The following is a 16607-nucleotide window of genomic DNA, read 5'->3' as shown; positions in this document are numbered from 1 at the left end:
ATGACGCTGAGCTTCGACCCGAGGGCGAAGGCCACGACGCTCTATCATGGCGAATTCAGGCCGATGTTCATCGGCGGCAAGTGGGTCGCGGCGCAGTCCGGCGAGGAGATGCAGGCGCTGAACCCGGCGACCGGCGAAGTGCTGGCGACGGTGCCGCGTGGCGGAGCCGCCGATGTGGATGCAGCGGTGAGCGCGGCGCGCGCGGCGTTCGAAGGTCCCTGGTCCAAGTTCTCGCCCTACGAGCGGCAATGCGTGCTGCTCAGGATCGCCGACCTTTTCGAGACACATTGGGAAGAGCTCAGCGTCTCCGACACGCTCGACATGGGGCTGCCGATCACGCGCACGCTGGCCAACCGGCGCCGCGTCATCGGCATGCTGCGCTTCTATGCCGGCATGGCGACCGCGCTGCATGGCGAGGCGATCGACAATTCCATTCCCGGCGAGATCGTCACCTTCACCCGGCGCGAACCGGTCGGCGTCGTCGGCGCGATCATTCCCTGGAATGCGCCGACCGCCGCCTCGATCTGGAAGATCGCGCCGGCGCTCGCCACGGGCTGCACCATCGTGCTGAAACCTTCGGAGGATGCATCGCTGACGCCGCTGCTGATCGCCCGGCTGATGCAGGAAGCGGGCGTACCCGACGGCGTCGTCAACATCGTCACCGGAACCGGCGCCGAAGCGGGTGCGCGGCTCGCCGAACACCCCGACGTCAACAAGATCGTCTTCACCGGCTCGACTATCACTGGCCAAGCGATCGCGCGGGCTGGCGTGACCAATCTCAAGCGCGTTTCGCTGGAGCTCGGCGGCAAGTCACCAATCATTGTCTGCCGCGACGCCGATATCGACAAGGCGGTTCCGATCGCGGCGATGGCGGTGTTCGTGCATTCGGGCCAGATCTGCATTGCCGGCTCGCGCCTGTTCGTGGCGCGCGAAATCCATGACGAATTCGTGCGCCGGCTGGCCGAGTTCGCCGGCAGGCTGCGCGTCGGCCACGGCATCGAGGCGGAAACCGAAATCGGACCTCTCATCAATGCCAGGCAAGCCGGCAAGGTGGAAGGCTACATCAAGGCCGGCAGCGACGAAGGCGCCGAACTGGTCGCCGGCGGCGCGCGGCTGACAGGCGAACTCTACGATGGCGGCAACTTCATCGCGCCGACCGTGTTCGGCGCGGTGTCGGACAAAATGACCATCGCGCGCGAAGAGATTTTTGGGCCGGTCATTTCGGCGATGCCGTTCGATACGCTCGACGAGGCCGTCGCCCGCGCCAACGCAACGCCCTACGGTCTGGCCGCCGGCATCTTCACCAGCCATCTCGGCACCGCGCACAAATTGGCGCGCCGCATCAAGGCCGGCTCGGTCTGGGTCAACATGTACCATGCTATCGACCCGGCGGTGCCGTTCGGTGGCATGAAGATGTCCGGCCATGGCCGCGAAGGCGGCATCGAGCACCTGCATGAATATCTGGAGACGAAGTCGGTCTGGATCCAGACCGACTAGGTGTCCCGACATTCAGGTGAGGCCGGGCCGCATTGCGTCCGGCCGCAAATCGGCTGGCAACGCCCTGGTCCAGGAACTTCTCGTCATCTGAGGATTTGAATATAATATGGAATCCAAACAGAAGGGTGTTTGCGATGACGACCAAACGGTTAGCGATCTGCGCTCTTGCCCTCGCAATGGGCTTCGGCATGTCCCCGTCGGCATTCGCCGGGGCCAAGCACCGTCACTACCAACAGGGCGAACAGGAACGCTACGTTCCCGCGAACGACGATCTCATCGACTTCCTGTTCGGCGGCCCGCGCTATTATGACCAGCAGTTGTTCACGACGGCCGCGGGGACCTGCTCCTACCACCGGACTGGTCCGGACGGGTTTGCGATAAACAAGATCAACGATCACCACTGCGGGAAATAATCGGCTGCCGGCCATCAGGCCAACACGTTGCGAAGGTGACACGATCCGCCGGTGCCGCTTCTCCTGCGGGTACAGCGCCTAGGAGGCTCGCATCAGCTTGCCGTAGCGCTTGATCAGCCGGTCGCGCTTGAGGCGCGTCAGCCTGTGCGTCCAGAACAGCCCGTCGAGCTGATCGATCTCATGCTGGTGGCAAACCGCCAGCAGGCCCTCGGCATCCTCGAACCGCTCATTGCCATCCAGATCCTGATAGCGGACGCGTATGCGGGCGTGCCGCTCGATGTCCTCGGTGACGCCGGGCATCGAAACGCTGCCTTCCGCGTGACGGATCATCTCGGTGGAGGCCTGGATGACAGATGGATTTACATAGATTCCCGGCTTTGCCGCGGAAGGAAGCTGGATCACGACCAGGCGTTTCAAGATGCCGATATGCGGGCCGGTGATGCCGATCCCGGGTGCCGCATGCATGGTGTCGATGAGGTCGCCGGCCAAACCGTGCAGGTCCCTGTCGAACAGCTCTACGGGTTCGGCCAGGGCACGGAGGAGGGGATTGGGGAACTTTATGATCGGTCGAACCGCCACGGACCTCGTCCTATCTGCCAGTCACTTCGTCGGGGGAGGCCGTAGACCACCGGCCAAGCTGGCATAGCCTAACACGGCGCCATCACGGTTCCGCCAGGCCCGCACGGATTTCGGCATCGTGCTCGCCGCGCGCTGGGCTCTTGGCCGATGTCTTTTGTTCCCGTCCGGAAAAGCGCGGCGCGGCAGCCGCCTGAAGCGCGCCGTCCACCGTCTGCCATGTGCCACGCGCGGTCATGTGCGGATGCTGGGCGGCTTCATGGGGGCTGAGGACTGGACCGACGCAGGCGTCGGACCCTTCGAACAGTTTGACCCATTCGTCGCGAGGTTTCGTGGCAAAGATCGCTGCAAGTCGGTGGCCGAGCGCCGGCCAGAGATCGCGATCGAACTGGTTGGCGAATTGCGGATCGGCGGCGAGGACAAGCCTGTCAAGGAAAAGCGCGTAGAATTTCGGCTCGATGCACTGGACGCTGATGAAGCCGCCATCCGATGTCCGGTAGACGCGGCACCAATGCGGTCCGTCGAGCAGGCTTTGACCGCGCTCGGCTGCGAGCGCGCCGGACTGGCCGAGCGACATCAGTAGGTTCATCATGTGGGCCGAGCCGTCGACGATCGCGGCATCGACGATGGTGCCTTTGCCGTCGGCGCGGGCATTCATGATCCCGGCGAGCATGCCGATCACCAGATAGAGCGCGCCGCCGCCTGTGTCGCCAACCAGCGTCGGCGGCGCCATGGGCGGTTCTCCCGGCAAGGAGGCGTACCAGAGCGCGCCCGACACGCCGATATAGTTCATGTCATGCCCCGCGGTGGAGGCCAGCGGTCCCTCCTGGCCCCAGCCGGTCATGCGGCCGTAGACAGGCGCGGGTTGACGGCGAGGCAGGCCTCCGGGCCGAGCCCGAGACGCTCCATCACGCCGGGCCGGAACCCCTCGATCAGCCCGTCGGCGGTGGCGATGAGGCGCATCAGCACGGCCACGTCGTCATCATTCTTCAGGTCAAGCGCGATGGAGCGCTTGCCACGATCGAGCAGCGAGCGCTCAGGCTGACCAGGTACAGCTGGGTGCTTGCGGTGGACGACGATGACATCGGCGCCGTGATCGGCGAGCAGCATGCCGGCGAAAGGCGCCGGCCCCAGCGCCTCGATCTCGACGATGCGGATTCCCCTGAGCATCCCATCCTCCACAGCGTTGGTGCTTGGTATTGCGAACTTTTGGCACCGAGAGGGCGACGGTGTGTAACCCCGCTCTTTTGCCATTGAAGCACGTGCCGCTCGCATATACTTCACGGCGATGAAGAAAATCGGTTTCCTGTCATTCGGGCACTGGACGCCCTCGTCGCAATCGCAGGTGCGTTCAGCTTCGGACGCGCTGCTGCAATCCGTCGATCTCGCGGTCGCGGCCGAGCAGCTCGGCGCGGACGGCGCCTATTTCCGCGTGCATCACTTCGCCCGCCAGCTCGCATCGCCATTCCCGCTGCTGGCGGCCGTCGGCGCCAAGACCAGCCGCATCGAGATCGGTACGGCGGTCATCGATATGCGCTACGAAAATCCGCTTTACATGGCCGAGGATGCGGGTGCCGCCGACATCATCGCCGGCGGACGCCTGCAGCTCGGCATCAGCCGCGGCTCGCCCGAGCAGGTGATCGATGGCTGGCGTTACTTCGGCTACGTGCCGCAGGAAGGCAAAAGCGACGCCGACATGGCCCGCCACCACGCCGAGGTTTTTCTCGATACGCTGCGTGGCGAAGGCTTCGCCCAACCTAATCCAAGGCCGATGTTTCCCAATCCGCCCGGCCTGCTCAGGCTCGAGCCGCATTCGGAGGGCTTGCGCGAGCGCATCTGGTGGGGCGCGGCCACCAACGCAACCTCGCAATGGGCGGCGAAGCTCGGCATGAATTTGCAGAGCTCGACGTTGAAATTCGACGAGAGCGGCAAGCCGTTCCATGTCCAACAGGCCGAGCAGATCCGCATCTATCGCGAGGCGTGGAAGGCGGCCGGACATGAACGCGAACCGCGCGTCTCGGTCAGCCGCAGCATCTTCGCGCTGGTCGACGATCGCGACCGCGCCTATTTCGGCCGCGGCAATGAGAGCCGCGACCAGATCGGCTTCATCGAGGAGAATACGCGGGCAATCTTCGGCCGCAGCTACGCCGCGGAGCCGGACGTGCTGATCAAGGAGCTTGCGCAGGACGAGGCGATCGCCGAGGCCGATACGCTGCTGCTCACGGTTCCCAACCAGCTCGGCGTCGACTACAACGCCCATGTCATCGAGGCGATCCTCACCCATGTCGCGCCGGCGCTCGGCTGGCGCTGACCCATGCGGCGAGCGGTCGTCGGTCTAATGGATCGAGGGAGGTTGCCGCATGCCGAAGAAAGCCCTGATTGCCTGGGGCGGCTGGGAAGGCCACACACCGGAGCGCAGCGCCAATGTCGTGCGCGATATGCTGGTGCGTAACGGGTTCGCGGTCACGCTCGGCCACGGCACGGCGATGTTCGCCGATCCGGACCTCGCTTCATTCGATCTCATCGTGCCCGTCATCACCATGTCGACGATCGAAAAGGCCGAACTGAAGAACCTGACGCAGGCGGTTCGCCAAGGGAGCGGGCTCGGCGGTTTTCACGGCACGATGGGCGACAGCTTTCGCAATGAGCCGGACTATCAGTTCATGACCGGCGGCCAGTGGGTCGCGCATCCCGGTGACATCATCGACTACCGTGTCGTCATCGCCCGGCCGGACGACCCGATCACCAGCGGCGTCAGTGGTTTCGCCTACCGGTCGGAGCAATATTACATGCATGTCGACCCGGGCAACGAGGTGCTGGCGACGACCACCTTCACCGACGCGCATTTCCCCGGGATTGGCGGTGTCGTCATGCCGGTCGTCTGGAAGCGCCGCTACGGCGCCGGCAAGGTCTTTTACAGTTCGCTTGGCCACACGGCGGACGAGTTCGCGGTGCCGGAAATGGCGCTGATTGCCGAGCGCGGTTTGCTGTGGGCCGCGCGCTAGCCGTAAGCGCGGTTTCATGAAATCCTGGGCTTAGGGTCGGAGGAGATGCGCGGAGACGGTGATGGACACCCGGGATAGCTGGTCAGCGTCCGAAAAGAAGATCGCGCGCCGGGCGTTCGATGCGGCGTTGGAGGTGGCGCTGGCAAAGACGATGGCCGAGTTCAAGAGCAAGGCCAGTGCAGCGACGCAACCTTCCGAGATGTGGGAGGTCGAGGATTTTTTGCGGGAACAGCGACGGGAGATCGACTGGATGTTCGACTACCGTTACTCCCAGCTTCTGGACGTGTTTACCCGTCTCATTCTCGCAGGGCATATGGACGAAGCTCTCATCTCCGGCTTGTCGCAAGACAAGCTGGAGACGATCCGCTCGTACCTTGCCTATGCCGCAAAGCGTTAAATCTTGATCAGGCTCTACCAGTCGGCGACCCGATCACCGCCGGTAAATTGCGCGCTTTTGCCGGTGTATTCGAACAGTTCGATCTTCACGCCGTTGGGGTCGCGCAGCCAGGCCTGGTAGGTGTCATCGCAGGCGAGTTTCTTGGCGGTGACGTCGACGTCCATGGACGTGATGTGGGCGATCGCGGCATCGATGTTCTCGACCTCCAGGCAGAAATGGTTGATCTGGTCCGTCTCGCTGAACCGTGCTCCGTCCTTCTGGAAAACCTCGACATGGCTGCGGCCGCCGCAATTGAGGTAGAACCCGAAAATCGCGCCGTCGCGCAGGAAGTTGAACTGGACGTCCATGCCAAGGACATCACTGTAGAAGCGCCGCGTCTCTTCGAGGTCATTGGCGAAGATGCAGAGATGGGCGAGTTGCTTGACCTTGATCATGGCTGAGCCCATCCTGGCTGCTCCTCACCCAATCCCGCCGGTAACCGCATAGGCGCCGGCGGTGCGCCCATCATGCAGTCGCAGCTCCGCCGTGACAATGGAGCCGTACGAGCCGCGCCAGACACTGTGGGACCGACGATGCTCGGCGGCAGGGACAAGCGCCCGCCCGGTGAAACACGCACCGCTTCGCTGCATCTCAACGGCTTCTCCATTGAGATGTACCTTGACGCTGGCCGTTTCGGCAACCTCGCCAACCATTTCGAGTGTGATGGCGATCTCGTCCAGATCACCTGAGGCCCGTGTCACGGCCATAAGCTTGAGCGCGCGCGCCTTGCCGTTGCCGGCCCGGACGGGTCGGCCTGAAAACAGGTCATCGGCCAGCTCGGGCGTGCGCGGCGGGCGGGTGCGGCGCTGGGTCGATTGTTCGAAATCGCCGGCCATGCGCAGCAGCCTTTCGTCGTCATAGGCCTTGCCGGCGAAGGTCAGGCCGACCGGCATGCCGGTGTCGGCCATCGTGCCCATCGGCACGGTGACGGTCGGGATGCCGAAATGGCGCCAGACCAGATTGCCGTTGGCGACCCAGGTGCCGTTGCGCCAGGCAAGATCGGCGGACGCTTCGTTGACGTCGGCGTCGGCCGGGCCGACATCGGCGGCAGCCGGCAGCACCACGGCGTCGAGGCGGTTGGCGTCGAGCCAGTCCTCGAAATCGATGCGCCTTGTCATCTCCAGCCCCTTGATGCCGTCCTCCAGCGTGGGAATGTCGGCTAACGGCGTGACGCCCGATCTCGCGCGGTCGACATACTGCGCCAAGTCGAAGCCGCCGTCATAACGGTCTGGCAGCGTGCCGGGCGGCTGCGGGAAAATCCTGGGGCCGTCGACCGAGGCGAGATCGGGTAAGGCGGGGTCGGCATTGGCGCGCAGGAAATCGTCCCAGCCCCAGATGCTGAGGTCCCAGAGTTCGCGCTCGGCGAAATCCCGCGGCACCAGTCCGCGCTCGACCATGGTTCGCGCGCCGGGGCGGTCACGCTCATAGTTGGAGACGACGGGAAAATCGACCTCGACCACCTCGGCGCCGAGCCGCCGCAAATCCGCAGCCGCCTGTTCCCATAGGGCGAGCACCGAGGCGCGGGTTTCGATCGGCCGGCCGGCCTCGCCGTCGCGGCCGATATACATTCTGGGCACGCCGAGCCGCATGCCTTTCAGCGATCCGACAAGCGCTAGATTCGTATAGCGGGGCGGGCGTAGCTCGGAACTCTTGGGCAGCGCGACCCAGGGCTGCGCGCGCCAGAAATCGCCTCGCGTTTCCGGATCGTCGGCGACGATGACATCGAGCAGTTCCAGCATGTCGGGTACGCTGCGCGTGTGCGGCACCACCACGTCCATGGTCGGCACCAAGGGCCAGTTGCCGCGCACCGAGATCACGCCACGCGACGGCGTGTAGGCGACGAGCGCATTGTTGGTGGCGGGAGCGCGGCCGGACGACCAGGTTTCCTCTCCGAGCCCGAAGGCGCAGAAGCTGGCCGCCGTCGCGGTGCCCGAGCCATTGGAGGAGCCCGACGCGAAGGCGGCGGTCAGGTAGTCGGCATTGTAGGGGCTTTCGGCGCGGCCATAGACGCCGCGCTGCATGCCGCCATTGGCCATCGGCGGCATGTTGGTGAGGCCGATCAGCACCGCGCCGCCGGCACGCAGCCTGGCGATGGTGAAGGCATCCTCGTTGGCGACGAGATGCTCGAAGGCCGGCGAGCCGGCGGCGACCGTCAGGCCCTTGACCTTGTAGCTGTCCTTGGCGGTGTAGGGGATGCCGTCGAGCGGGCCGAGCAGGGCGCCGGCGCGCCGCCGCTCGTCGGAAGCGGCGGCTTCCTCGAACATGGCTGGGTTGAGCACCGGCACGGCGTTCAGCGCGATGCCATGCCGGTCGAAATGCGCGATGCGCCTGAGATAGGCCGCGACCAGCTCGATGCTGGTGACGAGGCCGTCATCGAGCGCGCGCCGCAGTTGGTCGATCGTCGCTTCGACGAGGTGAAAGCTGGCGTCGGTCATCATTGTTCCCAGGCTGTTGTCTGTATGCCATGTGTCTGTACGCCATGGATGAGCGAGGCCGCCGGCTTCGGCAAGCGCCAATCGCAATTCGTTGCGGGCCAGGTGGGCTCAGGCGCGTGCCTCGGCGTCGCTTCGATGCCTGACATGGTCGATGAACGCGCGCAGCTTGGGCAAGACCTGACGCTTTCCCGGGTAGTACAGGAAAAGCCCAGGCAAGGTCACGGCAAAGGACCTCAGCACCTCCTGCAACCGGCCGTCAGCGACGGGCACGCTGGCGAGCGGCTGGGGCACCTGGGCAAGGCCGGCCCCTTGCATCGCCGCGCCCAGAAGCGTCGGATAATCATGGGCGATCAGCGGCCCGGAGACGATGGCCTCGACCGACTTGTTGCCGTCGACAAAGGGCCAGGGCGCGATCGATCCGTTTGACCGGCGCATGCGCAGGCAGGCATGGCTGCGCAGATCCTCGATGTGTTGCGGCACGTTCCGCTGGCGCAGATAATCAGGGCTGCCGACGACCACGAATGGCAGCGGCGGCGTCAAACGCACCGCGATCATGTCGGCGGCGACAAATTCGCCGGGCCGGATGCCGGCGTCGAAGCCCTCGGCGGCAAGATCGACGAGTTCTCCACTGGCGACGATCTCCAGCTCGATTTCCGGATAGGCCTGGCAGAAGGATGCGATGAGCGGCTCCAGCAGAATCGGCACCACCGACGGCGGTACCGAGAGGCGCAGCAGTCCGGTCGGCCGCTGGCCGAGATCGCGCGCCACCTCGCTCGCGGCGACCAGTTCCTCGAATGCAGGTCCGGCACGTGACAGAAAGCGCTCCCCGGCTTCGGTCAGGCCGACGCTGCGCGTCGTGCGGATGAAGAGCGCGGCGCCGATGCGCGCCTCGAGCGTGCGGATCGCCTGGCTCATCGCCGACGGCGTTACCTTGAGCTCGGCCGCCGCCTTGCGGAAATTACGATGCCGGGCGACGCTCAGGAAGGCCTCTACGCCGTCGAGCGCTCCCTGCCTGACTGTGAAGTTCTGCTTCATGGCGCATCGACATTATCGCGGATAGTCGCGGTTAGAAAGCGCCTCTATCTCTGCAGCAACGACGGAAATCCAGAGGAAACCGCAATGACGGATAATCTCGACGCAGTGCGCGCTCACTACCGCGCGAGCGGCCTGACCGAGCGTCTCAAGACGGCACTGGCCGCTTTGGGACCAGAGGATCAACGGCTCATGCCGGAGCAGCTGGCGGGGCTCGACCAATTCCACACCCGCGGGCTCGCGGCGACCGCCGAGCTTGCCGGGTTGGCCGGAATTGGCCCGGAAACGATCGTCCTTGATGTCGGATCGGGGCTCGGCGGGCCGGCCCGTTTCCTGGCGGCGACCCATGGCTGCCGGGTGACGGGCGTAGACCTCAGCGAGCCTTTCGTCGAGGCCGCGCACTATCTGACCGAACGAATGGGGCTGGGCGAACAGGTGACGTTCGAGGGCGCCAGCGCACTGGCGCTTCCCTTCGAGGGCAGCCATTTCGATGTCGTGTTGCTGCAGCACGTGGCGATGAACATCACCGAGCGCGGACGGCTCTATGACGAGATCAGGCGGGTGCTTAAGCCGGGCGGCAGGTTTGCCACCTACGACGTCGTGTTGAACGGCGGCGATCCGCACTATCCCGTTCCCTGGGCACGAAGCCCGGCGGAGAGTTTCTTGCTCACCGCGGCTGAAACGCAAGCGCGGATCGAGCAGGCAGGCTTTGAAACGCTGGTATGGCAAGACGACACCGAGGCAGCCAAGGCGTGGTTTTCGCAATTGCGGGCGTCCGGACCGCCCCCTTTGCTCAATCTCGGCCTCGTCATGGGGCCGGACTTCGCGGGAGTTGCCGCCAACCTCGGACGCAATCTCGGGGAAGGCCGGCTGGGCATTCTGACCGCCGTCTTCGAAGCCATTCCGCGCGAGGCCTGAGGGGAGGCAGGAATGTCACCGGCCATGATCTTCGACATCCATCTCGCTCTGGGCTACGTGCCATGGTTGCTGTGCTTCGGCGCCTATGCCTGGCCCAGGCTCAAAGCGATGGACCGCCTTGAGGCGCAACGCGCCATCGCCACGCTGCACAGCTTCCGCTTCTTCGGGCTTGTCTTCATGCTTCCAGGTGTCGTCGGGCCCAGTCTGCCGGCTGGTTTCGCCGTCCTTGCGGCCTATGGTGATTTCGCCACCGGCCTGCTGGCCATGCTGGCGCTTCTGACGGCACGCAGACATCAGCTATTCTGGCCGCTCGTCGTCGCCTTCAATCTCGTGGGAACCGTCGACATCGTCGTCGACTATTATCAAGGGGTCCAACTCGGCCTTCCCGATCTGGCAGGGGAACTGGGGGCGGCCTACGCGATCCCGATCCTCTATGTGCCGCTTCTGATGATCACGCACATCGCCGCCTTCTATCTGCTGATGCGTCGCCGGCCTGAGGCGGTTCAGGGCTCCCACCCCTGATGAGGAGGGACGGCATCGGCCTCGGTTGCCGCCTGCCTCCTTCATCTCCTCGATGATTTCGGCCTTCAGCGGCGGCCCTCGGGAAAAATCGATTCTTTATGCAACCTCTGATGGGCGCGTGCGTTACACGGCTTCCGGGGGAAGTGAGGTTTGCGATTTGGAGCGTTTCGAGATCCTGTACGAGCCGACAGGCACGTTTTCCATTTTCGACAGATACACCGAATTGCCGGTTGCGGTGGAAGGCAGGATCTTGATCGGGCTCTGTCGGCACGAAGTGCCGCTGGCCCTGCTTGCCGCCATGGAACCCGACGACAGCGGGGTGCCGTCGCTCTCGCTGTTGAGCGGCTGTCGATCATACGAATATCAACGAGACGACTTGCAAGCGTGAATCAATGCTCGCATAAGTTGCGACAAGGCATGCAGCGTGAAAGAAATGGTGCCGTTATCATAGCATGAAGGGGGCATCATGCCCGATCAGAATGCGCTTATCCGCGCAGCTATCGCACGGCTGCTCTCGGAGAAAACCGGGGTCGCCGTGATTTCGATGAAGGAGAGTATTGAGGAACTGCCGGCGACAGCCCGCAAGGCCCAGACCATTGAAACCCTGCAGGATCTGCTGCTGGAAATGGCAGAGGAGCGTGGAATGATGGTGGAGCTCGATCTTTAGCTCCGAACCCAATCGACATTCAAAACGCAATGTCGTCCGCGCTTCGGATCGGGCGGGAGATTCAATCGCGGTCGTCTCGACGCTTCCCATGCGATCCATCGTGCGCAGCGGACAGACAAGAAGTCCTGACAGCGGCGTGGGAGGCTTATGTGGCCGATATCATCTTGAAAGTATTTGCAAATGCCGACGATGTGCATCTCGTCTGGTCGCATCAGGAGGACATTGAGGGATGTCTGGGATTTGCCATCCAGTGCCGCCGCGGCGCCTCCGCCCCCAACTATCTGTCGAACCGCGTCGGGTTCGAAGACGATACGGAGGTCGACAAGGACGGCAACCGGATCGTCTCGCGTTCCTCGCAGATCTGGCCATTCCAACGCTATGACTGGACAGACCACGCCGCCGACCTTGGCGACGTCATTGCCTATCGTATCGTCGCGAGGGTCAAGGGTGCCGCCGGCGCGCTGGAAGACGGGCCGGCGAGCGAATGGTCCGAAATGCTGACACTTTCCGCCGATTGCGGCGACGGTGCCAGTGTCCACTTCAACCGGGGTTATGTGCTGTCGCAGTTCATGGCGCGTTACATGAAGCGCAAGGGGATCACGCTCAAGGAGTTGAAAGAAACCGCCGTCATCGTCAGCAAGAATGTCGACCGTGAGGCGAGGGCCTTTCTGGGCGGCACATTGCGCGAGACGATGCTGAAGATGATGGCCGAGGTCGCGGCCGATGAGGAGCTGGAGCTGCATGCCGCCCTCTATGAGCTCAGCGACGAGGAACTCATCGACGGGCTCAGCGCCATCGGCAAACGGGCGAAGATCGTCCTGGCGAATGGAAGCGTCGATGCCGAGGGCGAGGACGAAAACGCGGATGCGCGGGCGCGTCTGCGCGGCGCGGATGTTGTCGTGCACGACCGCTTCCTCGCGCCGAAAGCACTGGCCCACAACAAGTTCCTGGTCATCGGGCGCGCTGCGGATGACAAGTTCGAGCCGACCAAGGTGTGGACCGGGAGCACGAACTGGACACCGACCGGTCTCTGCACGCAGCTCAACAATGGCATCATGCTCGAGCATCCGGTGCTGGCAAAGCGGTATGAAGCGCAGTTCAACCTGCTGGTCGACGCAAAGAGCGCGGTTTCCGACGACCTGCTGCGATCCAACAATTCGCCCGAGCAAGGCATCGCGTTCGGTGCCGGCACCATCGACAGCTGGTTCTCGAGCCTGAGCGATGAAATCGACATCAAGGAACTCGTCAAACTGGTGGAAGGTGCGCAGCATGGGGTCTTCTTCGTGATGTTTCAGCCGGGCAACGAGCCGGTGCGAACATTGCTCAGGCTTCAGAAGGAAAAGAAGCTCTATGTGCGCGGCGTCGCGACCCGTTTCACCGGCAAGGGTCTCGAGGAGTTCAAGCTGCTGAAGGCGAAGCCCGAGGATTTTTTCCTCGATGCGGCGCGGGATACCGGGGTTGAGAAATCGGTTGGGCAATGGGCCGTGGAAGGCACGGCTGCCGACTTCTTCTCGGCCATAGGTCACGCCATCACCCATTCAAAAGTGCTGGTGATCGATCCATTCAGCGACGATCCCATCGTCGTCACGGGCTCACATAATTTTTCGCACTCGGCGAGTGCCGCCAACGACGAGAACTTCATCGTCATTCGGGGCCACAAGAAGATCGCCATGCACTACGCCATCAACGCCATGCAGACCTACAGCCACTATCGCTGGCGTGCCTATCTCGCGGAGGCGGCCAAGGAGAAGAAGGATCCCTTCCAATATCTGTCGCGTGACCCGGGCTGGCAAAAGCGCCGGACCACCGGCGAGACCAAGCGCATGCTGGCGTTCTGGATGGCAGGCACCTAGAGAAATTCCGGGAAAAGCGCGCGGCGCTTTCCCCAAGGGGAATTGCGTCAAGACAAAGCGTTAGAGCCTTTTGCCGTTACCCGGAGACGGCGAATGGCTCAGCGTGCCGTCGCCGTAGATCATGCGGCCGGCGCGGAAGGTTGCGCGCACACGTGGCACCGGCTGGCGGTCGGCGACGACGAGATCGGCCAGAAGCCCGGCTTCGATGGCGCCGCGATCGGTGAGTCCGAGCGCCGCGGCCGGATTGGCGCTCGCCAGCGCCGCGGCCTTCGCCAGGCCACTGTCGCGCAGTTCCGCCAGGCCGAGCACGGCCGGCAGGATCGAGGCCGGGTGATAGTCGCTGGCCAGCATGTCGAGCAGCCCGGCCTCATAGGCCTGGCGGGCGGAAAGATTGCCCGAATAGGATTCTCCACGCAGCGCGTTGGGCGCGCCCATGGCCGTATACATGCCCAGCCGGCGGGCTTCCCGCGCCGCCTCCAGGGTCACCGGGAATTCGCTGAGCACGGTTCCCAGGCCGTGGACAAACTCCACCTTTTCCAGAGTGTCGTCATCGTGCGAGGCGAGCACGATGCCGCGAGCGCGGGCAAACGCCGACAGGCTCTGCAGCGTGCCGAGCACACCGCCATGCCCGTTTCGATCCGCCATGCGCTTGCCGACGACCTCGGACACACCGGCTATCGACATGCCACGCTCCTTGGCCAAGCGGGCGATATACAATTCGACATCGCGGTACTGTCCCTGTCCGGGCGTATGATCCATCAGCGAAACCAGATGCAACTTGCCGGCATCCATCAGCCTTTCCAGCACGCCGACAGCCGCGGTGAACGTCACCTCGAAACGGGCATGGATGCGGTGATCGACCAGAAGGTCGTCTTTCAGCCCAGTGATGGTCTCGATGATGGAAGATGTGTGTTCTTCCGAGCGCAGCAAAGCCGCGGTGGCGCTGTTGCCGATGAAGGAGAGCGCGGCATAGGCGGTGGTCACGCCGCAGGAGGCCAGCCGCTTGTCGAGTTCGGCGATGCCGATTGCCATCGGCACGTGGACCCCGCTGCGCGGCTCCACTTCCCGCTCCACCATGTCGCCATGCATGTCGATGAAGCCAGGCAGCAGCAGGCGGCCGCCGCCGATGAGGTCGGCATTCTCGACAGGCTGGTCGCGGATCTCGGCGATCCGGCCGTCTTCGATCCTGACAGCGCCATTGGCAATGACACGGTCGCGCAGGACAATCTCGAATTCACTCAGCCACATGTCCCGTTTCTTCGGGTGATCCCGGTGGGGCGCGGCCCTCCGTTCAAGCATGGTCGTCTCCGAAAGCAGCATTCCACATTTCCCGATCGCCCTGCGGCCAGGCGGTTTCAAGGCGTGTCATGCGGATGTTTTAGTTCCGATGATCGGATAGGCTGGCTTCGTGACAGAGTTGTGTAAGGACGGACAGGTGCTGCCAGCGTGGATAAAAACCGCAAGATGTGAGGTGATACGAGACGCACGTTGGTTGCCCACGTCAGTAATGCGCTTACGGCAGGTCATTTATACGGTCCAGTCCATTCACCAAAAGCGGACATCGCTACTGCAGAGGCCGCAGCCGGCTTTGCGCCAAGAGTGCACGTGAGCGAGGAGGGCGGAGAGCCGACCTAGCTGCATCGCGCTAGAATTAGGCACTTAGGGCGGGAAAGCGGAGCTTCGCTGTACGTGCGAGTTGCGGTACAAGATGGGCGGTTCTAGCTGGAGGATTCCGCTAGGTTGCGCATGGCATGGATGCATCGGAAGTCACGGGGGCAGAAGTTCGCTATCCTGGAACAAATCAAAGGTGTTGCCATGAATTACACTCATCTAGGCCGGACCGGCATCAAGGTCAGCCGAATAGCCCTCGGCACGATGGAATTCGGCTGGCAGATCGATGAGTCGGACAGTGTCACGATCATGGACGAAGCTCTCGACGCCGGCATCAATCTCTTCGACACGGCGGATGTTTATGGCGGCCCGCAATCGCCCGAAATGGACAAGGGCTACGGCATCTCCGAAGAGATCATCGGCCGTTGGATAGCGCAGGGCGGCCGGCGCAACCGGATTGTGTTGGCGACGAAGGTCTACCAGCCTATGGATACTGGTCCCAACGATCGCCGCTTGTCTGCCTATCACATCCGACGCGCCTGCGAAGCCAGCTTGCGGCGGCTGAAGACTGATCACATCGATCTCTACCAGATGCATCACGTCGATCGGGCCACGCCATGGGAGGAGATCTGGCAGGCGATGGAGCAGCTGATCCATGAGGGCAAGATCACCTACGTGGGCAGCAGCAACTTCGCCGGCTGGGACATCGCCTCCGCCCAGTGCACGGCCGCGTCGCGCAATCTGATGGGACTGGCTTCCGAGCAGAGCCTCTACAACCTCGCGCAGCGTACCATCGAGCTAGAGGTGATCCCGGCGCTGCGTCACTACGGGGTGGGCCTCATCCCCTATGGACCGATCGGCGGTGGGTTGCTCGGCGGCGTGCTCCGCGGGGCAGCGCAGGGGCACGGCTCGTCAACGCCGCTTCAAACGCGGGTCGCCGAAAAGCGCTCGCAACTGGAAGCCTATGAAGCGTTCTGTGATGAACTGGGCGAAGCGCCTGCCCTCGTGGCCCTCGCGTGGTTGCTCCACAATCCGATTGTCAGCGCGGTGATCAGCGGCCCCCGGGCGGTGGTGCAACTCCGCGAGAACTTGAAGGCACCCTCGCTGAACCTCTCGAATGAAACTCTGAAGAGGCTGGACAAGATTTGGCCAGGCCCCGGCGGCGAAGCGCCGGGGGCCTATGCCTGGTAGGCCCCTCGCGTTCGCCGAAGGCTATATGTGCGGGTCCGGCTTGCTAGCGAGTTCCCAAACGGTCGTCCGCGCCAGTACACTGCTTGCGACCGGTCAGCATTTGTCAGCCGACCGGCCGCTGGTCGTCGGCAGGGATGCGGGCGACAACCTTGATCTCGAAATCAAAGCCGGCAAGCCAGTTGACGCCAACCGCTGTCCAGTTCGGATAGGGAGGTTGGCCGATCTCTTCGGCCCGGACGGCCAGCACCGTTTCGATCTGTTCGTCCGGTTTGGTGTGGAAGGTGGTGACGTCGACCACGTCATCGAAGCTACATCCGGCGGCGGCCAAGACCTCGCGCAGATTGGCAAAGGCCCGCCTAACCTGATCCTCGAACAAGGGCTCGGGCGAGCCGTCGTTGCGGCTCCCGACCTGACCCGATACGAAGAGAAGGTCGCCCGAGCGAATGGCGGC

At 63.7% G+C, this 16607-nt stretch carries 17 protein-coding genes and 1 pseudogene; 11 read left to right on the top strand and 7 right to left on the bottom strand.

The window, feature by feature from the left end:
- Positions 1 to 1497, top strand: a complete 1497-nt coding sequence (locus M653_RS0124065; RefSeq protein ID WP_027145629.1) for an aldehyde dehydrogenase family protein — start codon at positions 1 to 3, stop codon at positions 1495 to 1497.
- Positions 1498 to 1631: 134 nt separating this feature from the next.
- Positions 1632 to 1910, top strand: coding sequence for a hypothetical protein (locus tag M653_RS0124060; protein ID WP_027145628.1), 279 nt, complete (start codon positions 1632 to 1634; stop codon positions 1908 to 1910).
- A 78-nt stretch (positions 1911 to 1988) separates the two neighbouring features.
- On the opposite strand, the gene M653_RS0124055 is transcribed toward M653_RS0124060, so the two are convergent.
- Both M653_RS0124055 and M653_RS1000000134665 read right to left on the bottom strand, forming a co-directional pair.
- On the bottom strand, positions 1989 to 2489 hold the full coding sequence (locus M653_RS0124055) for a peptide deformylase (protein ID WP_027145627.1): 501 nt from the start codon (positions 2487 to 2489) through the stop codon (positions 1989 to 1991).
- An 82-nt stretch (positions 2490 to 2571) separates the two neighbouring features.
- A pseudogene (locus tag M653_RS1000000134665) lies at positions 2572 to 3596 on the bottom strand (CaiB/BaiF CoA-transferase family protein).
- 178 nt (positions 3597 to 3774) lie between these two features.
- Between M653_RS1000000134665 and M653_RS0124045 the strand changes: the two are divergent.
- From M653_RS0124045 to M653_RS0124035, 3 genes are all read left to right on the top strand, one after another.
- Positions 3775 to 4797, top strand: coding sequence for an LLM class flavin-dependent oxidoreductase (locus M653_RS0124045; protein ID WP_027145626.1), 1023 nt, complete (start codon positions 3775 to 3777; stop codon positions 4795 to 4797).
- 49 nt (positions 4798 to 4846) lie between these two features.
- A complete protein-coding gene (locus M653_RS0124040; protein ID WP_027145625.1) occupies positions 4847 to 5491 on the top strand; it encodes a ThuA domain-containing protein in 645 nt (214 codons plus the stop codon).
- A 61-nt stretch (positions 5492 to 5552) separates the two neighbouring features.
- Entirely contained in the window at positions 5553 to 5888 is a 336-nt protein-coding gene (locus tag M653_RS0124035) for a hypothetical protein (protein ID WP_027145624.1), read from the top strand.
- A 14-nt stretch (positions 5889 to 5902) separates the two neighbouring features.
- Here M653_RS0124035 and M653_RS0124030 read toward each other — a convergent pair whose 3' ends face one another.
- From M653_RS0124030 to M653_RS0124020, 3 genes are all read right to left on the bottom strand, one after another.
- Positions 5903 to 6322, bottom strand: coding sequence for a VOC family protein (locus M653_RS0124030; RefSeq protein ID WP_027145623.1), 420 nt, complete (start codon positions 6320 to 6322; stop codon positions 5903 to 5905).
- 24 nt (positions 6323 to 6346) lie between these two features.
- A complete protein-coding gene (locus tag M653_RS0124025) occupies positions 6347 to 8362 on the bottom strand; it encodes an amidase (RefSeq protein ID WP_027145622.1) in 2016 nt (671 codons plus the stop codon).
- Positions 8363 to 8470: 108 nt separating this feature from the next.
- Complete coding sequence (locus M653_RS0124020; protein ID WP_027145621.1) at positions 8471 to 9397, bottom strand: LysR substrate-binding domain-containing protein; 927 nt, start codon at positions 9395 to 9397, stop codon at positions 8471 to 8473.
- A gap of 84 nt (positions 9398 to 9481) precedes the next feature.
- Between M653_RS0124020 and M653_RS0124015 the strand changes: the two genes are divergently transcribed.
- From M653_RS0124015 to M653_RS01000000133310, 5 genes are all read left to right on the top strand, one after another.
- On the top strand, positions 9482 to 10312 hold the full coding sequence (locus M653_RS0124015; protein WP_027145620.1) for a class I SAM-dependent methyltransferase: 831 nt from the start codon (positions 9482 to 9484) through the stop codon (positions 10310 to 10312).
- A 12-nt stretch (positions 10313 to 10324) separates the two neighbouring features.
- On the top strand, positions 10325 to 10834 hold the full coding sequence (locus M653_RS0124010) for a hypothetical protein (protein WP_027145619.1): 510 nt from the start codon (positions 10325 to 10327) through the stop codon (positions 10832 to 10834).
- Positions 10835 to 10886: 52 nt separating this feature from the next.
- Positions 10887 to 11222: a hypothetical protein gene (locus M653_RS1000000137390; RefSeq protein ID WP_027145618.1), complete on the top strand. Its 336-nt coding sequence runs from the start codon at positions 10887 to 10889 to the stop codon at positions 11220 to 11222.
- A gap of 78 nt (positions 11223 to 11300) precedes the next feature.
- The gene (locus M653_RS0124000; RefSeq protein ID WP_027145617.1) at positions 11301 to 11501 is read left to right on the top strand and encodes a hypothetical protein; all 201 of its coding nucleotides are present in this window, start codon (positions 11301 to 11303) and stop codon (positions 11499 to 11501) included.
- A gap of 149 nt (positions 11502 to 11650) precedes the next feature.
- Positions 11651 to 13354 carry a phospholipase D-like domain-containing protein gene (locus tag M653_RS01000000133310; protein WP_051442782.1) on the top strand — a complete coding sequence of 568 codons (1704 nt, stop codon included), beginning with the start codon at positions 11651 to 11653 and terminating at the stop codon, positions 13352 to 13354.
- Positions 13355 to 13414: 60 nt separating this feature from the next.
- Here the strand turns inward: M653_RS01000000133310 and M653_RS0123990 are convergent, their stop codons facing one another.
- Positions 13415 to 14602: an alpha-D-ribose 1-methylphosphonate 5-triphosphate diphosphatase gene (locus M653_RS0123990; RefSeq protein WP_027145616.1), complete on the bottom strand. Its 1188-nt coding sequence runs from the start codon at positions 14600 to 14602 to the stop codon at positions 13415 to 13417.
- 498 nt (positions 14603 to 15100) lie between these two features.
- Between M653_RS0123990 and M653_RS0123985 the strand changes: the two genes are divergently transcribed.
- Positions 15101 to 16156, top strand: a complete 1056-nt coding sequence (locus M653_RS0123985; protein WP_245262299.1) for an aldo/keto reductase — start codon at positions 15101 to 15103, stop codon at positions 16154 to 16156.
- Positions 16157 to 16259: 103 nt separating this feature from the next.
- Here M653_RS0123985 and M653_RS0123980 read toward each other — a convergent pair.
- The coding region (locus M653_RS0123980) for a RidA family protein (RefSeq protein ID WP_027145614.1) at positions 16260 to 16607 on the bottom strand (348 nt) is incomplete at its 5' end.

The organism is Mesorhizobium sp. WSM3626, from assembly GCF_000513935.1.
Classification (GTDB): domain Bacteria; phylum Pseudomonadota; class Alphaproteobacteria; order Rhizobiales; family Rhizobiaceae; genus Mesorhizobium; species Mesorhizobium salmacidum.
The sequence above is the reverse complement of the archived record's forward strand: the minus strand, read 5'-3'. Positions and strand labels throughout refer to the sequence as shown.